The following is a 24,102-nucleotide window of genomic DNA, read 5'->3' as shown; positions in this document are numbered from 1 at the left end:
ATCAACACGGTCCTTCCTTTTCGACTGACTGCCGAGATCCATGTCCGACAACAGACTTTCCCTGCAAGAGGCGCATGACCTGATCGTTTCCGCCCTCGTTGCCAGCAAGACCAGTGCTGAAAATGCTGCCAGCGTTGCCCGTGCCCTTGTGGCCGCAGAAGCCTCGGGGCAAAGCGGCCATGGCCTCTCACGCGTCCCTTCCTATGCAGCTCAGTCCAGAACCGGCAAGGTCAACGGTTTTGCCAAACCGGAAATGCAAAAGACCGCGCCCGGCATTCTGCGCATTGATGCGGGTCTCGGCTTTGCCTATCCTGCCTTTGAGATGGCCATCGAGGCCCTGCCGGAACTCGCAAGGTCTCAGGGGATTGCAATGGCTGTGGTGGCAAGGTCCCACCATTTCGGCCAAGGGGGTGCTCATTGCGAGGCATTGGCCACCAGGGGGCTGGTCAACTTCGTCTTCGGCAACACCACCAAGTCCATCGCCCCCTGGGGCAGCAGCAAGCCGCTCTTTGGCACCAATCCGGTTGCCTTCGGCGCGCCGGTTCCGGGCGGTGAGCCGCTGGTGATTGACCTTGCGGTCTCCAAGGTCGCCCGAGGCAAGATCATGGCAGCGGAAAAGACCGGCAGCGCCATTCCGGAAGGCTGGGCGCTGGATGTGGACGGCAACCCGACCACCAATGCCACCGCCGCCATGGCCGGAACCATGGTTCCGATCGGAGAGGCCAAGGGCGCGGCCCTTGCCATGATGATCGAAGTGCTCGGCGCCTGCCTCGTTGGGGCAAGTCTCGGCTTTGAAAGTTCAAGCCTCTTCAACGGAGAAGGCGAGGCTCCGGATCTTGGCCAGGTTATCATCGCGATCGATCCGGGACTGTCGTCTCTTGGCGCCTATGGTGAGCGGATCGCCACACTCATGGCCGCCGTTGAAGGCGCAGAAGGCGCGCGTGTTCCCGGCAGCAAGCGTTTCGGCCTGCGGGAAAAGGCAGGGCACGAAGGCCTTCTCATTCCCGGCCCGATCCTTGCCGAGATCAGGGCGCTCGCGGGCGGAAACTGAGCCTGCTGGTGGCTCAGTATTCCTTCTCGAAGAAGATACCGGCCTTGGATGAGCCATTGGCCCCAACCTCGCCGCGGACCTTGAGCCCGCGGTTGAGATCAATGTCAACCTTGACCCGGCTGTTGCCGTCCGACGTGCCCTGCTCGACGCCGAGGTAGATATTGTCATTGATGTACTTGCCGACGCCGATGGTCGGACCATCGGAGCCACTCGTGTCGATGTCGATGGCATCGAGCCCCAGGGACTTTCGCAACTGGGCCAGCGGGCCGTTGTCGCTGCCTCCGGTCAGGGTCGAGATGGCGGCTGCAAGCTGGGCAATCTGGGTTGGGGACAAGGTCCCCATTTCCTTGTTGAACAACAAGAGAGCGAGCACCTCATCCTGTGGCCGTTCCGGCGAAGAAGAAAAGCTGATCGCCGGATCGCTGGCATAGCCGTTCACCGCAACCGTTACCGTGGTGCTGGAAATGGACGAGGTCGCCAGGAAGTCGAGGGCGGGTGTCAGGGTGCCATTGAAGGTCACCAGCCCGCGGGAGAAAGTCAGGCGCCGGGTGAGGATATCGATCAGCCCGCGCCGGAGAGTGAAGCCGCCGATGGCCTGCGGTGCGTCTGCCGTTCCGCGGATGGTCAGGTCGCCGAAAAGTTCGGCGTCAATGCCGCGCCCGCGCACGAACACGCGGCCAGGTGCGGAGACCGCGATGTCCAGACGGGGGGACTGGTTTGCAGGACCAGCAGAGCTGTTACCGGCACCGGTGTCTCCGCGCAACTCGCTGACCTGCTGGCGCACGGCCTTGGGCGCATTCACGTGACGGATGGCGACAGGCGAAATCGAGCCCGGGAGCGTTTCGGGGATCGTGATGTCCGCCTTGTTCAAGGCCACCTTGCCGGAGACCAGCATGGCCTCACGGCTCGACGACAGCGGCCCTTCGATCTTGAGTGTCGCGTCCAGAACCGCATTGACCAGACCTGGATCGATATAGCGGGCCTGATCGGCGCGGATGTCGATATTGGCTGGCAGGCCCTCTCCAAGGCCGACAGTGCCGGAAACGGTGACGGATCCGCCTGCGGCAATCTCGCCCCGGAGGGCTGAGAGCGTCACGCCAGTTTGGGTGGCATCAACGCTGCCGGTCACGTTCTGCAAGGTGAGTGAGCTGGCGAGATCGGTCAGGGAAATCTCTCTCGGGCGGGCCGAGATGGAATAGGTGGGAGCTGTTGCCGTTCCGCCGACCGTGCCGGTGATCGCGAAGCTGCCTGAACCGCGAAAGCCTGCCTTGATCAGCGGCAAACGGGCAAAGGCCAGCGGCGCATTTCCATCCACCGACAGGCGCAGCGGGAAGGGCGCCTTGGCACCAACAGTGCCGTTGATGGACACCGCCAGGCCATCCGGACCCGTGACCCGTGTTTCCTGGGTTACGATTTGTCCTGCCATCTTGCCGGAGCTTGTGACGTTGATCGCAGGCAGCCCTTGCTGGCGCAGGACTGCTGCGGTCAGGTTAGATGCCGTCACCGACCAGGTGGCGGCGGGCGAGGCGGCTGGACCGGTCGCCGTCGCGGTCCCGGACAGCGTGCCGCCAAGCCCAACTTGCGGTGCAAAGGCATTGGCAAGCGAAAGGGGAACCGCGTTCAACTGAGCCTTCAGGTTCAACTGGTCTCCCGCCGTGCCGCTGACGCTCAGGTCTCCGGAGCCGAGGGAAAGCGCGAACGCCTGAAGGGTCGCCCTGCCATCCGCATAGGTGATTTCCGCTGGTGCCTTGAGCTTGGTCTGAAGGCGCTGATAGCTCCCGTCCAGCTTGTCGAGCCCGATGCGGAAACCGCCGTTGTCGAGCTGGGTCAAGTACCCGGCCGCCTTCAGCCCATCCATGCCTCTGCCATCTGCGGAAAGGTCCACCGTAGTGTCAAAGACGGTTTCCGGCCCATGGCTGCTGGCTTTCAACGTGACCTTGCGGACCGGTGTCGACCCCGCAATCAGCCCCTCGGCGACCAGGTCGCCGTCAATCTTCGGCACGGAAAAGGGATCCCGCGCCGTTGCCTTCAGGGAAAGCTTGTCGAGAGAATTTCCTTCGGCCTTGATGCCGGACCCGCTGAGGTCGATCTGCACGGTCTGAGGGCCGCTGCCCTGCCGAGCAATATTGAGCGATCCTTCGAGCGCTCCAGCAATCTCGGTAAGAACCAGAGGAGACAGGCTGGCCAGAACCGGCGCGTCGATTTTCAGCTGGCCCTTCAGCGTCTCAAGAGCGTTTGCAAGGTCCATGATCTGGAACTGGCCGCTGAGCTTGTTGCCGGCAATATCCGCGGAGACAGGATCGATCCTGGCCACCCCGTTTTCGGATTTGAGCACCGCATCAAGCTTGAGAGGGGCCCCCTTCATAGAGCCGTTCAGTGTCACATTGGCTTCCGGCGAGAGGGCGGAGGCGACGCCTTCCGCGTGAAGGGTCAGACCGTCCACGGGCGTTCCAGCAAGGGTCAGCTTTTCAGAGCTGAGGTCTGCCTTGAACGCCGGGCCATCCAGAACACCATCCACGGAACCTGTCAGGGACAGGCCTCCCTCAACTTGCGGGTCGACCTTGGAAAGGTCATTCAGCGCTGCTTCGACTTCAGCCGCAACGTTGCCATCCTTGAGCGAGCCGGAGCCAGAGGCCTGAAGGCCGGAGGACGCCAGCGTGAAGGAGGTGAGCGTCATGTCGCTGGCACCATTGGCAGCAGCTTCAACCTTCAGGCTGGTGTCTCCGGTCAGCAGCGCGTCAAGCGCATCGATGCCGGCGGCAAGGTTCCGGCCGCTTGCATCCAGTGTGACCGTTCCGGCGAGCGCCTGCGGGTCCAGATCTGCGGTAAAGCTGCTGGTCAGTCCGCCGGAGAGCTGTTGTCCGGTAAGGCTGGACAGACGCGCCAGATCATCAATGCGCAGTGTGCCCTGGCTTGTCACCTTGTCTTGGGAAAGCCGGGTTTCGCCAAGGGTCAGCGCCAGCAGGTGCGAGGTCAATGCCCCTTCTGCAAGGGTTGCCGATTGTTCTGTGCCCGAGAGCGTTCCTTTGGCAGACAGAGCAATTGTGCCGCCCAGGGCCGCAAGTGCGGGATCGGCCAAGGCGATGCCGCTCGCAGAAAGCTCGAGCGCGAAGTCGGAGGTGAGCGCTTCGGGTCTCAGGTCCGCAGACTGGCCGGACAGGTCAAGCGTGACCTGCTCTGTCTTTCCTTCCGTGGTGCCGAGCTGGGCCGCATTGACCTTTGCCGACCAGCTGGCACTCTCAAGCGTGCCCTTGAGCGTTATATCGCTCTGGACCGGGCCGAAGACCACCCGCCGTTCCGGTAGATCCAGCGCGATCAGGTTGCCGTCGTCCGCCCCGGCATGAAGAGAGGAGCGGACATCGATCTGGCTTGTCGCCGGATCAAACCGGCCATCGGCGGAAAGACGCAGCGTCTGGGTGCTCAGATCCATCTGTCCGGTTTCAGGTATGAAATCCTGGGACAGACCGGCGGTCAGCTTCAGATTTGTCGTGCCAAGGAAAAAGGCGTTGGCAAGGTCCGGCAGCAGCGGTGCGAGTTCGCCATTCAGGTCCGCGCTCAGCTGGCGTCCGGTGGCGTTCTCGGTCAGGCGGGCCGTGCCGCTCAGCGTCTGGCGGCCATCAAGGGCCGCGGAAAGCTTCGCGGTCCAGTCACTCAGGGGACCATCGCCGGTCAGCTTGAAATCGACGGCGGGTAGTCCGGGCATGGTGCCAAGCCGGGCAACGAGGCCGCCGCGCGGCTCAGCAACGGTCAGGTCGAAGCGGAGCGTTTCGGCATCCGGCAGGAAGGCGACATCTGCGTCAATCGTGCCTTCCTCACCGCCAAGCCGGGCAACATGAAGCGCGCCGCTGACTTCAAGCGGGCTGCGGGCAAGGGCTGCCGATCCACTGGCCATCAGTTCAATAGCTTCTCCAAGAAGCGGCGCGCCCAACGCGATCCGGTTGATGCGCAGAGCCTTGAGGTCACCGGGCAGGATCGGGAACGAGCCGCTGGAGGCTGTGTCCTTTGCGGTGTCTTCGCTGGTTGCTGCGGGCAGAGGCGCGCGCGCAATGGAAATATCGTCGACGGAGACAGAGTTGATCTCGACCCGTCCGCCCAAAAGGGCAAGGGGAGACCAGAGAACTTCGGCACCGTTGACACTCAGCCACTGGCCTTCCCGGTCGGCAATGGCAACGGAGCGGGCACGGGCATCAAGACCCCAGCTCAGGCCGAGGTCGGTGATGGTGATCTTCATGTCCCCGGAAGAGGCGAGATCCGAGACGAGGGAAGACAGCAGCGTGCGTCCGGTCTGCACCTGCAGAGCGGCCAGAAGCAGAACCGGGAGAACAATCAGAATTGCCAGAAGCCAGAGAAGGCTTTTCAAAAGTCTTTTCAAAACGGTCCTCAACGTCGGATTCGCCAGTTTGAGCCTTAACCCATAGGTATGGGACAATTAAGGACGGGGGCAACATAAAGCTTAGGGGCCGGACATGGCATCCAGTTGAGGTTGCGCTCCGGCGATACCTGTCTGCCACCCTGTTTCGAATACCCTGGCTTATCGAGCGACTTTACTCTAGGGCAGGTCACAGCTTTACCTGTGAGAGTGGGTTTCCCTCAGAAGGCCTGGCTCAGGCCCACATAAAGCGCGTAATCCGGATCGTCCTTATCCGGATCGAGCGGCATGGCCAGATCCACCCGCAGCGGGCCGATGGGTGTGTAGTAACGCAAACCGATGCCTGTGCCGATCTTGAGCGGCTGCGAGAAATCCGGAATGCTATCGCTATAGGCATTGCCCGCGTCGACAAAGGCAACCACACCCAATGTGCCGGTGATCTTGACCCGGAGCTCGGCGGAGGCTTCCACAAGACTGCGCCCACCTGTAACTGTGCCGTTGAGGCGCGGGCCGACGTTGCGATAGGCGTAGCCGCGGATTGAGCCGCCACCGCCCGCAATCATGCGCCGGGTGGCCGGAACAGCATCAACGGAGGGGGCAATGATGCTGCCCGCGCTGACACGGCCAGCCAGAATGAACCGTTTGGCCTCGTCCAGGGCGACATAGCTGGAAGCCGTTCCCTTGACGAAGAACATCGCATGGGACTGCAGCGTGTCATAGGCAGGCTCGATGGCAAGCGCCGCATAGATGCCCTTTGACGGGTCCAGCTTGTCATCCCGGTTGTCGAAGGTCAGATCGGCAGGAATGCCGACAAGCAGGTATCTGTCCTTGCCATAGGCATCTTCCTCGTCGGCGAAGAAGACCTCCCCGCCAGCGCGGCCTGTCAATGTGTCAGTGAAGGTCCGCGAAAGATACCCGTCCAGGGTCACCGAGCGGCTCTTGTAGGCGTCCGGCACTTCCTGCTTGGCGCCGAGGCTCGTCGTGAATTTCGTCAGGGGGCCGAAGACACCGGGCTTTTCCAGCGCAATGCGGGCCGCGTATTCCATGTCGTCGGCACCGGCATCGCCGATATGGCCTGCGGAACCTTCGATGGAGAGAAGTTCACCGCGGCCGAACAGATTGCGCCGGCGCCAATAGGCCTCGACGCCAAACCCTTCCGAGCTTGACCAGGTGGCGCCCGCACCAATCACATGCCGCTTGCGCTCGGTCACCTCGATCGTGATCGGCATATCGCCCGTGGCCGGGTCGACATCGCCTTCCACAAGCTGGATGGAGGAGAAGATCCCGAGTTCGTTCAACCGCTTGCGGGCAGCTTCCAAAGCGTCGGGCGAATAGGTTTCTCCCACCGGGATCATGGCCTGGCTGATCACGAAGTCCGGCTCGGTCACGTCCGTGCCCTTGACGGAAACCGCACCGAAGCGGGCGCGCGGGCCTGTGGCAACCGTCAGCGTCACGTCCAGCTTCTTCGTTGCGTGATCCGCGACAATGTCCCGGCCCGAGACTTCTGCTTTCGGATAGCCCTGTTTCTTGAGGGCAAGCGCCATCTTCTGCTCGGCGGAGAGAATGCGGGTGGAAGCAGCCCTTTCACCGGAAACCAGTCCGAAGGAGGTCTCTGACCCTTCGTCCTGTGGCGGCAGGTCACCCTTGAAAGCAATCTGGCCGAACGTGAATTCGGGACCGGGACTGACGGTGATGATTGTCTCGACCGGACGGCTGCCGGGGATGTCGCCGGTTTCAAGTGCCTGTTGCAGGGGGCGCCCGTTCAAGGTGATATCAACGATGCCGCCATAGAGGCCATGCGCATAGAGCCGCGCCACGAGCCGGTCCAGATCGCTCAGGCTGCGGGAGATCAGTCCGGCTTCCCCTGAAGGAGGCTGATCACTGCGGGTGAACAGTGTGGAGGCGGCTTCCAGATCTTCGCGAAGGCTTTTGGTGTCCGTCTCGCTCATATCCAGGCGGACCGTATAGTCGATCGGATCAGGAACCTGCTGGGATGTATCGGTCTTTTGGCCCCAAAGATGAATGCCGAACAGCTCGAAGGCCTGAGCTGTAGAAGAGGGGGCGCTGAGGCCTGCAAGCATGGCGGCCAAGGATACGCCAAGCGTGAGGGCGCACTTCATCATTCCCTTGCGCAAGGGGCGCAAGAGGTCTCCAAACTGCCGGCCGCCGGACCTGGGTCCGGGCGAAGGAGACGGTAGACAACTCACAAACTGCCGCCTGTTTTGAGGTGCTTCGAAACAGAGGGGCCTGCCAAAAGAGGTTCGTTCCGCACATTCAAACAAGCGGAAAAACCAAAGAAATCCGGCAGATCCCGGCACCCATCCCACGTTCAAACCTAGTGCCTCTTGGTTAAGAGACCCTGAGGAAACTGTAGATCATGGAACAGGTTTCAAGACAACCGTGCCTGCTGCAGCGTGCTGTCAGGCAGTAATTTGGGGTCAGAAAAGGGAATCTTCTTCCGGCAGGTTCAGCTGCCGGCGGGCAGCTGTGAGCGTGTTGACCATCAGCATGGCAATGGTCATTGGCCCCACGCCACCTGGAACCGGGGTGATGGCGCCAGCGTGCTGAACGGCTTCCTTAAAGGCAACATCGCCCACCAGACGGCTCCTGCCTTCGCCGAGCTCCGGAGCGGGCAGGCGGTTGATGCCGACATCGATGACCGTTGCGCCCCGCTTGATCCAGCCGCCACGCACCATCTCGGGCCGGCCAACAGCGGCCACAACGATATCCGCGGCCCGGACAACGGCCGGCAGGTCCCGGGTGCGGCTGTGAGCGATGGTGACCGTGCAGTTTTCCTGCAGCAGGAGGCTAGCCATCGGTTTGCCGACGATGTTGGAGCGGCCGATAACGACCGCGTTCATACCGGACAGGTCTGCGCCCAGTGTCCGCTTCAGCAGAACGAGGCTGCCTGCGGGGGTGCAGGGAACGAGGGCGGTAGAGCGCTCGCCTGCAGTGAGCAAGCCGACATTGACAGGATGAAACCCGTCCACGTCCTTTTCCGGCTTGATCAGCCGCAGCACCTTGCTTTCGTCAATGTGACGGGGCAGGGGCAGCTGCACCAGAATGCCGTGAATGGCCGGATCATTGTTGAGCTTGTCCACGAGCGCCAGGACGTCGGCCTCCGGCGTATCGGCTGCCAGCGTGTGCTTGACCGAATGAAAGCCGCACGCTTCCGCCGTCCGGTCCTTGTTGCGGACATAGACCTGGCTGGCAGGGTCCTCGCCAACCAGCACCACGGCCAGTCCGGGCCGGATGCCGCTGGATTGGAGGAGCGCTGCGGAGCGCGCCGAGATCTCGTCGCGGACCGATTCCGCAACGGCCTTGCCATCAATGATCCTGGCTTCCGACATGTCAGTTTCCTTGCCGTGGTTTTGAAGTGCTCTCTATAGAAAGAGCCGCCGCTGCGGAAAAGCCTGTTTCTGTACTTTCGACCGCTTTCCCGCTGCGGCTTGCCTGTCACTTGATCAGGGAGCTTACCCGGTCCGCCTCGGCGATGGCGCAGATGATGTGGTAGAAGGAGCTGGCTGGAGCGGGTTCTTCCTTGAAGCTTCCGTCCGCCAGAAGCTTGTCGCGCCACAGGCCGCGGGGAGACACATCGAAGTAGACAAAGAGCGCGTCGATAGCCTGAACCGCATCCTTGAGGTAAGCGTCCCGCTCTTCCCCCTCTGACTGAACCGCGAGTTGAGCCGCCGCCTTGATCCATTCGGTCTGCCCCCAGAGGCGGGCGAGCGGATCGCGGACGGAAAAGTCATCGTTCAGGGCCATGATCGCGACCTGTCTCTGCGGGCATATGCCGTAAGTCATCCCGATTTCATAAAGTCTGCGGGCTTTCGCAATGGCTTCGGAATTGTTGCGGAGGTCCCCCCATTTGGCCAACAGCCATGCCCATTCGAACTGATGGCCTGGTTCCATGACGCGGCCAAGGTCTCCCGGCATCGGCGACCAGTCCAAGGCGAAGAACTCCCGCAACCCGCCATTCTCCTTGTCAATGAAGCGGGTCATGGCCAGAGTGGCGATCTCATCCGCAAGGGCTGCCCAGGGGCCGGAGGGGTCAACTTCGCTGAGAGCAAGAGCGGCCTCGAACATATGCATATGCGGGTTTGAGCACAGGGGAAGCTTGTCCGGGTTTGCTTCCCGGAAACCGCGTTCAGGGTGAGCGTAATGAGCGCGCAGGTAAGCCAGGAGGTCTCTTGCCTCTTGAAGAAGCGCTTCCTTCTGGTCTTCGAAGACGCTGGCCGCCTGGCCAAGACCAAAAAGAGCGAAAGCCTGATTGTAGAGGTCGAAGGCCGGGTCCTGATGGCTGCCATCAGCCGAAACGGATGCGGCGACGGTGCCTCCTTCAAGACGGTAGCTGACCCGGAACCAATCAAGGCCCTGCCGCGCGATCGTCTGCCAAGGGCCCTGCCAGCCAAGGCGTCCGGCCTCGATGAAGCTGTAGATCTGGCGTGGTTGAACGCGGGCCCGCTTGGGCATGTCCGCCGGATGGCCGGTACCCAGTTCAAGAGCTTCATGAAAGCCGCCGTGGCTCTTGTCCAGACCAAGTTCCTGCCAGCAGGGAAGAGCATTGGTCAGAAGCCAATCCTTCAGCTTGCCAGTTGAGGATCGAAAGCCGTCTGCCGGGGTTGAGGGCTGCGTAGTGCTGCTCATGACCTGTCCTAATTTCTGCGTGAAAGCGCCTTGTGTGGATAAAAGCGATTCTTCTGTTTCCTGTTATCCCAAATTTCAACAGCTCCAGCCAAGTCCCTGCCGAAACTGCGGAATGATGGCATTTCCTTAAACTTTTCAGCGTCAACTGTGGCCGATCAACCACAAGGCTGTAGGAACGGCAATTAAATCGTGCGCATTCTTGGACAGGGTCGCAGAGGGCGTGCTAACAAGGCGCCAATTGCTGGTGGAATGGGATTCAGATGAGATTTTCAGTTGTTGCCGCGCTGTGCTTGACCCTTGGTGCCTGCGGGGCTTTACCTAGCGAAGGTCCCGCTGCGATCAGCATAACCTCGGACGAAGTCGAAGCTGGCTCGTCGGCGAGCGACTACACATTTATTCCGATAAGCAAACAGAATATCGAGGCGATCAAAGGGTATCGGCCTCTGGCGTTTGCCAATCAGTTCCGCGGCGTTGGTGCCGGAGGGGCGAGCACCCTTCTTGGCGTCGGGGATACTTTGATGGTTTCCATCTGGGAAGCCTCCCAAGACGGTCTGTTTTCTTCCGGCGGAAAAGGGGGGGCAGGGCAGATCCCCGCAGTGATTGATGAGACCGGCTACATTTTTGTGCCCTATGCTGGCCGTGTCCGGGCTGCGGGTTTGAGTGTCGAAGCGCTTCGCCAGTCAATCCAGAAGGAGCTCGTCGGGAAAGCGGTTGAGCCTCAGGTCCTCGTTACGCTTGGTGAGAAGCTGAGCGCAACGGCCGTTGTTGTTGGTGACGTGATGAAGCCTGGCGTGTATCCGCTGCCTCTGAGGGATACGCGTCTGCTTGACATCGTGGCCACTGCGGGCGGGTCACGGCAAGCGACCTATGAGACGGAAGTTACCCTGAAGCGTGGAAACCGCTCGGGAACAACCCGTCTGGAACAGCTTATCGACTTTCCGGAAAACAACGTCCGTATTGCACCTGGTGACAATATTCTTCTGTCCCATCATCCCCGGACCTTCTCTGCGTTTGGGGCCGTGAAGTCCAGTCAGCTTGTGCCCTTCAAGACAAAAGGTGTTACGCTCGCTGAAGCACTTGCAACGGTGGGTGGTCTGAACGATAACAAGGCAGATGCTGCGGGTATCTTCCTGTTCCGCTATGAAGATACCAATCTGGTACGGAATCTGCGTCCAGAGATAGCTCAGTCCATGTCTCCGCATCAAACCGTACCGGTGGTCTATAGACTTGATTTGCGTGACCCGAGTGGTTTCTTCCTCGCCCGGTTCTTCGAGATGCGCGACAAAGACATTCTCTACGTCGCAAATCATCCCACTGCGGAACTCGGCAAGTTCCTGCAGATCATCGCGCCCCTGTTATCCAACGTGGCAACGGTCAACAATCTGACCGATTAAGGCTAGCAGTATTGCAGGAGGCTGGTACTCTTGCGTGAGGTTGGAAAGTCGATGGCGGCAGAAGGCGTTTCGAAGAAGGTCTTCCTGTTTCTGCAGGGGCCACCAGGAATATTTGCGCGCACGGTGGCCGATGAGCTGGAGCTGATGGGTTGCCGGACACTCAGAATCAACCTGTGTCCGGGCGATTGGCTCGGTTGGCATGACCACCGCTGCACGAACTATCGTGGCAGCCTTGAGGCTTGGCCTGCTTTTTTCGAAGACTTCTGTAAGAAGAATGGTGTCACTGATCTCGTTTATTATGCGGACCGGGTGCCCTATCATGTGGCTGCCGCCGAAACGGGTGCGGGACTGGGGCTGACCTGTTCAACCTATGAATTCGGCTATCTGCGCCCTGACTGGATCACGCTGGAACGGGTGGGGATGTCCGCCCATTCTCATTTTCCCAATGACCCCGGGCAGATCCTGAGCGCGGCCAAAGGGCTTCCAGCGGTCGATCTGGTGCCGCGATACAAGTTCTCTTTTGGGCAGGAGGCCTTTCAGGAAGTGGTCTACAACATGTCCAACGTGTTGTTCCCGCTCCTTTATCCGCGCTATCGCCGGGACAGGTTTTATCATCCGCTAGCTGATTATCTGAATGCATTGTCGCGGCTGGCATTTACCAAGAACCGTGACCGGATCGCTGCGCATCTCATCGATGATGTGATTGCGGCGGGCTGCCCCTATTACGTGTTCCCGCTTCAGCTGCAGAGTGATTATCAGCTCCGCTACAATTCGCCGTTCGATCACATCGCGGAAGCTGCTGAAGAGGTCATCCGCTCATTTGCCAAGGCTGCCCCGGTCGCTTCGCGCCTTGTGTTCAAGGTTCACCCGCTCGATAACGGCATCGAGCCCTGGCGGAAGATCGTCAAGACGATTGCCCGCCGTTATGGGGTTAAGAAGCGAGTCTATCTGATTGACGGTGGCAATCTCGACATTCTGCTGCGCAATGCTGCCGGCGCCTTGACCATCAATTCGACCACAGGTCTTCACTCCCTGCGCGTTGGCTGCCCCACAAAGGTTCTGGGCATTGCCATGTATGATATTGAAGGGCTGACCTGCCAGAAGCCGATCGACGAATTCTGGAGAGATGGCAGCCGTCCGGATCAGGAGCTTCTGGAGGCGCTCGAACGGCTCCTGGCTGCGACCATTCAGGTCAAGGGCTGTTTCTATACGGATAAGGGACGCCGTGCAGGCGCCTATGCCATGGCGCGCCGTCTTGCCTACGGCCGGGTGAACCTTCCTGGCGCATTGTGCACATATCCGCCGCGCCTGGAAAAGGCCCAGCACAAAGGTATCCGGACGACCTTCGCCGAGCAGATGGCTGATCCGGTCAAGACAGAGCGCTGGACCCATGCCTGGCTACCGTAGGCTAGGATCATCCGTTTCAGATCACTGGACACAGGATCGCCGTATCCTGTTCCTCCAGGGACCGTTATCTCCTTTTTTCCGGCTGGCTGGCAGCCGGTTGAAGGCCGCAGGTTGCAGCGTGTTCCGGATCAATCTGTGTCTTGGCGATTGGCTGCACTGGCACGGCGAGGGCTGCGTTTCCTATAAGGGGAAGCCGGCACAGTTTGGCGCCTTTGCTGCGGATTTCATGGACAGCAACCAGATCACCGATCTGATCTGCCACGCGGATCAAAGGACCTATCACAAGGCCGCCATCGAGGCGGCGCAGGCAAGGGGCATCCGCGTGTTCGTCACGGAGTTGGGCCTGCTGCGCTCTGGCTGGATGAGTCTGGAGCGGGAAGGGCTTGCAACGCTCAGCCGGTTTCCGTCCGATCCCGGTCAGATCAGGGCCATCGCGGATAGGGTGGGAGAGGTTGATTTCACGCCGGCGTATCCCAAGTCTGCCTATCTCGAGATCGTGCCGGATGTGCTCTACAACCTCGCCAACGAGTTCCTCTGGTTCCTTTATCCGCATTACCAGCGGCACACGATCTATCCGCCGATTCTGGAATATATCAAGGGTGGCTGGCGCATGCTCCGGGCCAGCCGGCGGAACCAGGCTGTTGCCCGCCAGATTGAGCATCTGAAGGCAGAGGGCTGTCCTTATTTCGTCCTGCCGCTACAGCTGGAGGGGGACTTCCAGCTTCGCGCCCATTCTCCTTACAAGAGCTTCGCTGAGGTGATTGATACGGTCTTTGCGTCCTTCACAAAGGCCGCACCCCGGAACAGCAAACTTGTTCTAAAGACCCATCCGCTGGACGCCGGGTTCGAGAACTGGCCTCAGACCGTTGAGGGGCTGGCTGCACACCATGGTCTTTCTGGCCGGGTTCTGTTTCTGGACGGCGGGCGCCTTGATAGCCTGTTTGAACAGGCCGCGGGTTTGGTCACCTTGAACTCGACGGCAGGCCTTGAAGCCATTCAGGCCGGAGTGCCGGTCAAGACGCTCGTACCTGCCCACTATTCAGTGGACGGGTTGACCTATCAGGGCGCGCTGGATGCGTTCTGGACCGAGCCTGGAACGCCTGATGAGGACCTGCTTGCGGCCTACCTGAAGGCGATCGCGGGCACGATCCAGATCCGGGGTTCCATTCACTGCAGGCAGGGTACGCAAGTGGCAGCTGACAATCTGGCCCGGCGCGTGCTCGATCTCAGCGTTAATGAGCCGGGAGCTTTCGTGGAACCGCCACCGCGTCTTGACGCTGCCCGTGCTCTTGGCGTTCCTCTTTAAAAACAATCAGCAGGAGGCAGAATAGATGGCCGGAAGTGATTTCAAGACCATTGTTCTGACCGGTGCCAGTGGCGGGATCGGCGAAGCCCTGGCGGCCGAATATGCAGCGCCCGGTATCCGGCTCGCTTTGATTGCCCGTGACGCGGTCAAGCTTGAGGCTCTTGCCGGGCTTGTCCGGTCAAAGGGGGGGGAGGCGGAGACCGCTGTCATCGATGTGCGCGACCGGGATGCCCTGCACGGCTTTCTGGAAGAGCTCGGCACGCGTTTCCCGGTGGATCTCATCATTGCCAATGCAGGAGTGACGGCTGGCCTCGGTCCGAACCGCAGCCGCGAGAGCGACGAGGATGCGGACCGGCAGCTGGATATCAACTACCGGGGCGCGGTCAACGCGGTCACCGGCGTGGTCGAGGCCATGCGGCTCAGGGGGCGGGGGCAGATCGTGCTGGTTGCTTCTCTGGCAGGTATGCGGGCCTTGCCAGACATGCCGAGTTACAGTTCCTCCAAGGCAGCCCTGATCGCTTATGGCCATTCGCTCAGGGGCTGGCTGAAGCCTTTTGGCGTCCGGGTCACGATCATATGCCCAGGCTTCGTTACCTCCCCCATGTCGGCCCGCCACAAGGGGGCAAAGCCCTTTGAGATGAGTGCGGAAAAGGCTGCACGCAAGATGCGCCGCGCCATTGAGGCGCGCCGTGCCTTCTATGCCTTTCCGTTTCTGCTTGCGATGGGAATCCGGCTCCAGAACCTGCTACCGCCGGTGCTGGGCGACCTCTTCATGGGAGGTTTTGCTGCCGAGATCGAGCCGGACCCCAGATACAACAAGAGCCGCACTCCGGAGTGAGATGCGGCTCTTGGTCTGAACTTCAAAAGGCCGGGTTTACTTGGCGGCCTGCTTGAGCCGGTCGAAGGTTGTTCCCCCAGTCCGGAGCTTGGCCAGTTCTTCAGCAGTGATCCCGACCGCGCGCCGGATCTGCTCATCCGTATGCTCACTGGTGATGAAGAAGCGGATCCGTGCTGACTTTTCGGCAACCGCCGGGAAAATGATCGGCAGAGCGTTGATGCCGCGCTTTAGCAGCGTGTTGGACAGGATCGCCGCATTGACGCTGTCACCGACGATGACCGGGACCACGGAATAGCCAGCGCTCGGGCCCGTATCGAGGCCCGCTTCCCGGGCAAGTTTCAGGAACAGCTGACCGTTTGCCTGCAGCTTAGCTACCCGCTCCGGTTCCCGTTCCATGACTTCGGCAGATTTGATCGCCGCAGCCGTCAGGGCGGGGGAAAGACCGACCGAAAAGACGAAGCCAGGCGCGGTCACGCGCAGATAATCGCAAAGAACCTTGGAGCCCGCGATATAGCCGCCGCAAGAGGAGAAAGTCTTGGAGAGGGTCCCCATCCAGATTTCGACCTCTGCCGGATCAATGCCGAAATGCTCGGCAATGCCGTGTCCGCGCGCACCGAGAACGCCAATGGAATGGGCCTCATCCACCAGCAGCCAGGCGTCGTAATTCTGCTTCAGGCGGACAATGCGCTTCAGGTCAGGGAAATCCCCGTCCATGGAGTAGAGCCCTTCCACCGCAATCAGAACGTTTTCGAACTTGTGGCGGTTTTCCGCCAGTAGCCGTTCGAGTGCATCCAGATCGTCATGGGGGAAATTGATGCGGGTCGCGCCGGACAGTCTCGCGCCTTCGGCAATCGAATTATGCACCAGGCTGTCGGTCAGGATCAGGTCACCCTTGTTCATCAGGTGGCCAATGGTGGTGACATTGGTCGCGTGGCCGCTGACCATGACAATCGAGGCCTCGACGCCGTGAATGCGGGCAATCGCTGCTTCCAGCTCCGCATGGCCCGGGCGCTCGCCCGCGACGATCCGGCTGGCCGAAACGCTGGTTCCGAAAGTGCGGATGGCCTCTTCAGCTGCCGCATTCACTTCCGGATGCCCGTTGAGGCCCAGATAGTTGTAGGAGGCGAAGTTGTCGTAGATCTCGCCGTCGATGAGCGTCGTGCCAGCCGCCAGTCCGTCGTGGGGACGGAAGAATGGGTTGGCAATGCCCATCATGTCGGCCGCTGCACGCTGCACCTGCAGCTGCTTGACCTGCGGCAGCTGGCGGAAGTCATAGGCCTTCTTTTTCGGCGGCTTGGTGGGGCTGGCTGCACCAGCTTCGCCTTCGGGGCGCCGCTGGCGGGCGGACTTGCGTCCTGCCCGGAGCGAGTCCATCAGCTTTGTGCGGTCACTGCCTGCGGCCATGGTCTTTTCGTCACTCATAGGAACGACCCCAGTTCGCGGCTTTTGCCTTCAACCTTCTCCGCCAGATCGGTGAGTCCTTCGACCTCGCTCTCCCCATCGTTGACGTGCTGAGACGCCAGCGTGCGGGATTCTGCCGAGATCGAGTCATCACCGCCTTCACCCAGAACGCGGGTGGCGACCCGGGTGGAGAGATCAATCAGGGTTGCGCCGTTGGCCAGGGACATCAGCGGAATATCAATGCCGAGCTGACGCTCTGCTCCCATCCGCAGTTCCAGGGCCATGAGGGAGTCCATGCCGATCTCTGACAAGGGCTTGTGCGGATCGATTTCTTCCGGCGAAATACGCAGGATCTTGCCGATTTCCGCAGCCAGAAGCTTCGCCACTGTCTGGGACGCAGTTACCTTGTCCATGCCTTCCAGCAGGGCAGCAAGGTCGATGGCGCCATCTCCCGCACCAGTGTCATCGCTGTCGCCGAGGCCGAGATAGCTGACCAGCGGCGTGGAGAGCAGGGCGAGATCCCGGCGGGCCGCCTGCCAGTCGATGCGGGCATAGCCGAGTGCTGCGGTCTCCTGATCTGACGTGCCACCCGGCAGGCACATGAGGGCCGTCAGGCCATCAAGCGCTTCCTGAGCGGAGAGGGCATGGCGCCCGAGCTTGCGCGACAGCATCTCGTTGACGTCTTCGTTCCGCGCCAGATAGCCGGCATCGGAGATCGCGCCCCAGGCGACGGTGAGGGCCGGCAGGCCTTCTGCCCGGCGCTTGCGGGCAAGGCCTTCCAGATAGCCGTTGGCGGCCACATAGTTGGCCTGGCCCGGATTGCCCACGAGCGTGGTCGCGGAAGAGTAGAGCACGAAATGCTCCACCGGATCCTGACGGGTCAGGCGGTCAAGGAGCTCCGCACCACGGACCTTCGGCGCAAGCACCTTGGTCAGGCCATCATGTTTCAGGTTCGCGATCAGGACATCGTTCAGCACCATGGCGGTGTGGAAGACGCCCTTGATTGCCGGAAGCTCCTTGCGGATGGTTTCCAGCGACGAAGAGACAGTTGCCTCGTCGGTAATGTCGCAGGCAAAGGCCCTTGCAGTGACACCCATTGCCGCCAGATCGGCAATGGCGGCCTTGGCTTCGTCGGAGGCATCGCCGCGCCGGCTCAAGACGGCCAGGTTGCGTGCACCGAGGGACCCCAGACGCTTCAGCAGCTCCACGCCAAAGCCGCCGAAACCACCAGCAATGACATAAGTGCCGTCGCTGGAGAGCGCCAGGCTCTTTTCGACCGGAACGGACTGCGGCACCACCGGTGGACGCAGCACGATCTTGCCGATATGGCCAGCCTGCTGCATCAGGCGGAATGCATCCACGACCCGGTCCGCCTCAAAGACGCGGTAGGGCAGCGGCGTGAAGGTCCGGTTTTCAAACAGCTCGACCAGATCCCGGAACAGGGCTTCTGCCAGGGCTGGCTGACGGGTTAGAAGCTGGTCGGCGTCAATGCCGAAATAGGTCAGGTTCTGACGGAACGGACGCAGGCCGATACGGGTGTTGCCGTAATAGTCGCGCTTGCCCAGCTCCAGGAAGCGGCCGAAGGGCTTGAGCACTTCGATGCTCCGCTCCATGGCTTCCCCGAACAGGGAGTTCAGAACCACATCGACCCCTTCGCCCAGCGTGTCGGCCATGACAGCGTCGACGAACTCGAGGCTGCGGGAATCGAGCACGACGTCAGCGCCCAGCAGACGCAGGAAGTTGCGCTTTTCGCGGGAGCCGGCGGTAGCAATGACCTTCGCACCACGCCACTTGGCGATCTGAAGGGCCGCAAGACCAACCCCGCCGGCACCGCCATGGATCAGGATCGTCTCGCCAGCCGACAGCTTGGCAAGATGGACAAGAGCGTAATAGGCGGTGAGGAAGGTCACCGGAATGGTGGCAGCTTCCTCGGAGGAGACGGAGGACGGCATCGGCGCACAGCCGCTTTCGTCCACGCTCACATGGCTTGCGAAACAGGCCGGCGCGAAGGTGATCACCTTGTCGCCCGGCTGGAAGCGGGTTACCTTGTCGCCGACAGCCGTGATGGTGCCGCAGCACTCCATGCCGAGTGTAGGACCGGCAAAGCCGTCTTCAAGGGCTTCTTCCGGCAGAAGGCCAAGGGCCCACATCACATCACGGAAATTGAGGCCGGAGGCTTCGACCGCGATTTCGACTTCCGAGCCGGTCGGAACCGTGCGGGCAACCGCCTGCCAGGCGAGTTGGTCGAGGGAGCCCTGACGCAGGATATCCAGACGCATGGCCGGGCTTGCACCTTCCGGCAGCGTGCTTTCCGGCAAAGTGCCGCCCTGAACGATGCGCAGACCGGAGCGGTGGCTGCCGTCCAGAATGACTTCCCTTTCGGCACTTTCCTGCAGAAGCTCGGCGGCAAGGCGGGCAGCGGCCAGACCTGGTTCCAGATCCGGCGAGACGTCAACAAGACGGATATTCGCGTTCGGGAACTCGTTCATGGCAACGCGGCCATAGGCCCATACACCCGCCTGAGCCGGAACATGGGACGCCCCGCCTGCCAGAGATTGCATGCCACCGGGGGCTACAATCGTGAGACGGGCATCATCTGCGCCAATTGTGTTCAGCAACTGGGTTAGGGACCAGGTACGCAGGTCGGTGGCCGCCAGCGCATCTGTGCTGCCGTCATAGGCACCCAGCAGGTGAACAACCTGATAGCCGCTGTCCTTGAGAAGGGCCTTCAGGGCCCCCGGATCGCCATCCGGAGAAACTGTCCAGGAGCCGTCTTCGGTCTTGGCCGTGGACTCACCGGATACTGCCCGCAGCACAGTCGCGCCCTCTGCCTCAAGGCAGGAGGCAAGGCCATCTGCCAGCTTGCGGCCGCAGCCCTCTTCGTCTGCCAGAAGCAGGAAGGTCTTCACAGCGTCTGAAGCTTTGTCCTCGCCCTCATCGGAAACCGCAGTTGCCTGAGGCTCTGCGGAGATCCGGGCGGCTAGAATGTCCGCTTCCAGCTCATCGCTGTCGAGGGCGATGGTCTCGACTGAGCCGAAACCGGCGGCTTCCAGGGCCTTGGCCCAATCCGCATCCTGAAGTGACAGGGGGAACTCGTCAGAGACGGACTGGCTCCACCAGTCAATTCCCGTGCCGCGCAGCAGATTGGTCAGCGGCGAAGGCAGGGCTTCTGCGGCAAGCAGAAGAGCGCCCCGCGTGCTCATGCGGGCGAGCTGTGCGAGCTGCTCACGGGACATTTCCGCAAGCGAAGCGCCACACAAGATCAGATCGAACGGGGCAACTGCCGCCAATTCTTCACTGGAGAACTCCAGGAAGGAGGTGGCCGTGCTGCCGGTCCACAGCCGCTCGGCGCGGCCAAGCAGTGCGTCTGACGGATCGGTGATCACTGCTTGCATCCGGCTCGGATCGATCCGTGCATCGATTTCCTGGCCAAGACCGGAAGACGATGCGCCAACGATCAGTACCTTGAGCGCGTCTTCCCGGGGCCAGTTCTTGACGACTTCAGTTCCAAGCTCGCGCAGCGCATCGGCCAGGACCGATGCCGAGGGAGAGGCCGTGCGATAGGCATCGAACAGACTGGACGAGAACGCGTCCTGCGCGGTTGTCTTCAGTCCGCTGGTCAGCAGCTCCTGCAAATCAGTTTCCAACCGGGCCAGAAGCGCTGCCTCGGCAACATGTTTTGGCGCTTCGACGGCGATGGCCTGCATTAGGTCCTTTGCGGAGGGGCCTTCTGCAGGATCGGCAAGCGTCCAGACGCCGCTTTCTTCCGTAGCTAGATCATTGTCCTGAAGCCAGGAGAGAATCGACTGAAGAAGCGGTTTTGCGCTGTCTTCCAGCTTGCCGTCAGCCGTCAGGGAGGCGGCAGACAGCTTGCCATTGCCGGAGAGACCGTAAAGGACGCTATGGGCAATCGAGCGGCCCAAGGCTTCCAGAAGAATGGCTGCATCGCCAAGGTCCGGCGGAGTGTCGCCGCCGACACCTGCTGCACCGGCAAACGCCTTGAAGCCGCCCTCCATAACCTTGTCCACCGGAGCAAGCCGGGAGGCGTCAGGCAAGAGAGCTGCAAACTGGCGGTACACCAGCTCGTTCGGGCGCGTGTCACGGCCAAGCTTCACGGCACGGAACCGGACCTGGGACATGCGTGCGACCACCTGGCCGTTCACATCCAGATACTCGAAGGAGGCTTCGATGGAACGGGACGAGGCCTTGGTCACGCGGATGCGGACTTCGACCGGCGGCGTGCCGGAGCGCAGAAGACGGACAGACCCGATACGGATCGGTAGGAAGCTGGTCTTTTCCGGAATGCCTTCCACAGATCTCAGAAGCGCGAAAAGCCCGTGGAACCCGGCATCGGCTAGGGTCGGGCACAGGGACAGCTCGGCAGCGGCCACCTTTTCGATCTGCGGACGCAGATGAACGGTCGCGTTGCGCTGGTCGTGGGTAACGACCTTTTCCACACGGGCAAACGCATCGCCATAGTCCAGGCCGAAGCTCCTGGTGATCTCATAGAGCGCGTCATGTTCAAGAACCGACAGGCTGCTGGTGCCAGCATCCAGCCATGGCGTCCGGCTGGCGTTGGAAACGGAGACGAAATGGCCACGGGCATTCAGCCCGAAGTCACTGTCCTGCAAACGCGGGCGGGACAGGATTTCGATCACCTTGTCGTCCGGCGAAATGCGCACAAGGGTTTCCCAAACGTCGCCTTCCTCGAACACCAGTGGGCGAAGAATGTCCATGTCGCGCACTTCGATCGCATCACTCTGCGACCAGGACAGGGCGGCCTGAAGCGCCATCTCGGTAAACCCGGCTGCCGGGAAGACGATCGATTCTTCGACCTTGTGGTCCGCAAGCCAGGGCAGGGACGCCGGATCGAGGTGGTTGAACCACTCCGCCGCATCTTTCCGCAGCCGGTAGCCCAGAAGCGGGAAGGTGTTGCCGACGATATAGTCGATAAGCTCGCCGGTCGGCTCGATCTTGAACTGGGCGTTCTGCCAGGGATAGAGCGGCAGTTGGGCCAGATCAGACGGGGCAGGCGCGACGAAACGGTCGAGATCCGTGCGGCCGCCATTGGCGAGGATCTGCGCGGCGACCCGGTCTACCGGATTGCCGGAGGCAACGGCGCCCTTGGCCGGCTGGTCCAGTGAGCCGAGGATCTTGGCTTTCTTGCCCGACGCGCGAAGGATATCGTTCATGTAGGTGCCAAGCACCGGCTTCGGACCGATTTCGACAAGGATGCCGTTGCCGGCTTCGATCATGGCATCGATAGCGGCAGAGAACAGCACCGGCTGGCGCACGTTCCGCCACCAGTAGTCGGCGTTCAAAACAGGTGCGGTGCTATCTGTATCGACGGTCGAGTGGAACGGAATCGCAGCGTCGCCCGGCGTTACACCAGAAAGAGCCTTCAGCAGCGGTTCCTTGATCGGATCGACCAGGGCGCTGTGGAAGGGATAGGCAAGGTTCAGCCGGCGCATGGCCCACTTGTTCTTGCGGGCAAACTTGGAGAAGGCGTCCAGGCTTTCCGCATCACCGGAAATGGTAACGCTGCGCGGGCTGTTGATCGCAGCGACTTCAAGGCGCGGCAGGCCGCTCTTGTCGATAGCCGCCTGAGCCTGATCTGCCGGGAGCAGAAGGGCCCCCATGGTGCCAAGGTCGCGGACAACCTCCTGCTCGGTGGAGCGGGCATGGATGACCTTCACGGCCTGTTCGAGCGTCAGCGCGCCACAGCACCAGGCGGCAGCCACTTCCCCGACGCTATGCCCGGCAACACCGTCCGGCTCGATGCCGCGGCTCTTCAGCGACTTGACCAGGGAAACCTGAATGGCGAACAGCAGCGGCTGGGCGATTTCCGTCCGCTCGATGTCGTTTTCCAGATCTTCAGCATAAAGGGTGGTCAGCAGAGACCAGCCGCCAAGGCCCATAAAAATCCGGTCGACCTGCTCGAAAGCAAGACGGAAAGCTTCATCAGTCCGATAGGCGTCGCGGCCCATTCCGGCCCACTGCGCGCCATTTCCGGAGAAGACAAAGCCGACCTTTTCTGAAGGCCGCAGGGCATCCCCTGAAACAGCGTTCGGAGAAGCCTCATCAGCCGCAAAGGCTGCCAGCACCTCCACTTTTTCAGCCGCAGAAGCTCCTGAAACAACCAGACGCTCGGCAAGAAGATCACGGCCATGGGCGGCCGAAACAACGATCTTCGCAGCTTCTTCTGCATCTGCTTCCGAGAGCCGGTCGGCGTAGGTTTTTGCCAGTTGCTTCAGCGCTGCCTTGGACCGGGCACTGATGACCAGAGGCGCTTCAACCGGAGCGGTTTCTTCAACCTGCTCACTCGGCTCCGGATCGGCAATAACGGCGTGGGCGTTGGTGCCGCCGAATCCGAAGGAGTTCACGCCTGCAAGACGCGGCTTGTCGGATGGCGCCAGGTCCACAGATTCGCTTGCCACCTTGAGGTTCAGGTCCTCAAAGGGGATATCCGGATTTGGCGTCTCAAAATGCAGCGACTTCGGCAGCTTGTTGTGCTCAAGCGCCATGACAGCCTTCAAAAGGCCGACGAGACCCGACACCGGTTCCAGGTGACCGACGTTTGTTTTTACCGAACCGATGTGAAGCGGCGTGCTGCGCTTTTGGCCTATCACGGTGCCAAGTGCTTCAGCTTCTGCCGGGTCACCGACGCGCGTGCCGGTACCATGGGCTTCGACGAAGGCGAGGGACTCGGGCGAAATGCCCATGTCCCAATAGATTTCGCGCAGAAGCCCGGCCTGGGCATAGGCGGAAGGCAAGGACATGCCGACGGTTCTGCCGTCCGCGTTGATACCGGTTGCCAGCAGCTGGCCATAGCTGCGCGATCCCTTCAGCTTGCCGGCACGGCGGGCACGCAGAACGATGGAAACGCCGCCTTCGGAACGTACATAGCCGTCGCCCTTGGCATCGAAGGCCTGGCAGAGACCGGTCTGGGACAGCATGGTCGCACGGGAAAATCCGACGAAGGCGAAAGGGCTGAGCAGCAGACTCACACCGCAGATCACTGCCGTATCGATCTGGCCGCTTTCAAGTGCGCAAACGGCTTCATGCAGAGCTACGAGCGACGAAGAGCAGGCCGTATCGACGGTGAAGCTCGGGCCGCGAAGGTCGTAGATATAGGAAATTCGGTTCGAAATGATCGACAGGGTGTTGCCGGTCATGAACTGCATGTCCGCATTGGACGGGTCGTTCAGGAACCTGTGATGATAGTCGAGCGAAGACGCGCCGACATAAACCCCGGTATTGGTGCCCGCCAGTTCGCTCGGTTTGACGTTTGCATGTTCCAGAGCTTCCCAGACTAGCTGAAGGAGCAGCCTTTGCTGCGGATCCATCTGGAAAGCTTCACGGGGAGAAATGCCGAAAAAGGACGGATCGAATCCCCAGACATCGTCAATCTGACCTGCTGCCCATGTGTAGGCCTTGCCGACAACGCTCTTATCCGGATGACCAAAACGGGGGAGCGGCCAGCGCTCGGGGTCCACGCTTGTGACGGCACATTTGCCTTGATCCAGAAGAGACCAGAAATCAGCTGCAGACTTTGCACCCGGCAAACGGCTGGAATAGCCAATGATATCGATGGTTGAGGTAAGCGACGCCACAGATCGACCTTTATTTATTTGAATTCTGAATGCTTTTTTAAGCCATTTCCTCGCGGAAGGTCACACTTAACCGCTG

The 24,102-nt window shown here is 61.1% G+C and carries 11 protein-coding genes; 5 read left to right on the top strand and 6 right to left on the bottom strand.

The features are described from left to right. Positions 1 to 40: 40 nt before the first annotated feature. Positions 41 to 1,051: an Ldh family oxidoreductase gene (locus tag IG616_RS14970; protein ID WP_192148959.1), complete on the top strand. Its 1,011-nt coding sequence runs from the start codon at positions 41 to 43 to the stop codon at positions 1,049 to 1,051. Between the two features lie 13 nt (positions 1,052 to 1,064). Here the strand turns inward: IG616_RS14970 and IG616_RS14965 are convergent, their stop codons facing one another. The 4 genes from IG616_RS14965 to IG616_RS14950 all read right to left on the bottom strand — a co-directional run bounded on the left by IG616_RS14965 (position 1,065) and on the right by IG616_RS14950 (position 10,067). After that, positions 1,065 to 5,411, bottom strand: a complete 4,347-nt coding sequence (locus tag IG616_RS14965) for a translocation/assembly module TamB domain-containing protein (protein WP_192148958.1) — start codon at positions 5,409 to 5,411, stop codon at positions 1,065 to 1,067. 230 nt (positions 5,412 to 5,641) lie between these two features. Continuing rightward, positions 5,642 to 7,564 carry an autotransporter assembly complex protein TamA gene (locus IG616_RS14960; protein WP_209007549.1) on the bottom strand — a complete coding sequence of 641 codons (1,923 nt, stop codon included), beginning with the start codon at positions 7,562 to 7,564 and terminating at the stop codon, positions 5,642 to 5,644. A gap of 294 nt (positions 7,565 to 7,858) precedes the next feature. Beyond that, positions 7,859 to 8,770 carry a bifunctional methylenetetrahydrofolate dehydrogenase/methenyltetrahydrofolate cyclohydrolase FolD gene (folD, locus tag IG616_RS14955; protein WP_192148957.1) on the bottom strand — a complete coding sequence of 304 codons (912 nt, stop codon included), beginning with the start codon at positions 8,768 to 8,770 and terminating at the stop codon, positions 7,859 to 7,861. A gap of 106 nt (positions 8,771 to 8,876) precedes the next feature. After that, positions 8,877 to 10,067, bottom strand: coding sequence for an AGE family epimerase/isomerase (locus IG616_RS14950; protein WP_192148956.1), 1,191 nt, complete (start codon positions 10,065 to 10,067; stop codon positions 8,877 to 8,879). Positions 10,068 to 10,327: 260 nt separating this feature from the next. On the opposite strand from IG616_RS14950, the gene IG616_RS14945 reads away from it, so the two are divergent. From IG616_RS14945 to IG616_RS14930, 4 genes are all read left to right on the top strand, one after another. Further along, complete coding sequence (locus IG616_RS14945; RefSeq protein WP_192148955.1) at positions 10,328 to 11,461, top strand: polysaccharide biosynthesis/export family protein; 1,134 nt, start codon at positions 10,328 to 10,330, stop codon at positions 11,459 to 11,461. A gap of 30 nt (positions 11,462 to 11,491) precedes the next feature. Then, the gene (locus IG616_RS14940; protein ID WP_209007547.1) at positions 11,492 to 12,868 is read left to right on the top strand and encodes a capsule biosynthesis protein; all 1,377 of its coding nucleotides are present in this window, start codon (positions 11,492 to 11,494) and stop codon (positions 12,866 to 12,868) included. Between the two features lie 118 nt (positions 12,869 to 12,986). Next, positions 12,987 to 14,174 (top strand): capsule biosynthesis protein, encoded by a 1,188-nt coding sequence (locus tag IG616_RS14935; protein WP_209007545.1) that lies wholly within the window; start codon positions 12,987 to 12,989, stop codon positions 14,172 to 14,174. Between the two features lie 25 nt (positions 14,175 to 14,199). After that, complete coding sequence (locus IG616_RS14930) at positions 14,200 to 15,012, top strand: SDR family NAD(P)-dependent oxidoreductase (protein ID WP_192148953.1); 813 nt, start codon at positions 14,200 to 14,202, stop codon at positions 15,010 to 15,012. Between the two features lie 36 nt (positions 15,013 to 15,048). Here the strand turns inward: IG616_RS14930 and IG616_RS14925 are convergent, their stop codons facing one another. Continuing rightward, the gene (locus IG616_RS14925) at positions 15,049 to 16,434 is read right to left on the bottom strand and encodes an aminotransferase class I/II-fold pyridoxal phosphate-dependent enzyme (RefSeq protein WP_192148952.1); all 1,386 of its coding nucleotides are present in this window, start codon (positions 16,432 to 16,434) and stop codon (positions 15,049 to 15,051) included. Then, complete coding sequence (locus IG616_RS14920; protein WP_209007543.1) at positions 16,431 to 24,026, bottom strand: type I polyketide synthase; 7,596 nt, start codon at positions 24,024 to 24,026, stop codon at positions 16,431 to 16,433. The genes IG616_RS14925 and IG616_RS14920 overlap by 4 nt, the downstream gene beginning before the upstream one ends. Between the last annotated feature and the right edge of the window lie 76 nt (positions 24,027 to 24,102).

The organism is Roseibium litorale, assembly GCF_014842915.1.
Taxonomy (GTDB): Bacteria; Pseudomonadota; Alphaproteobacteria; order Rhizobiales; family Stappiaceae; genus Roseibium; species Roseibium litorale.
This window is presented reverse-complemented; position numbering and strand designations above follow the sequence as displayed.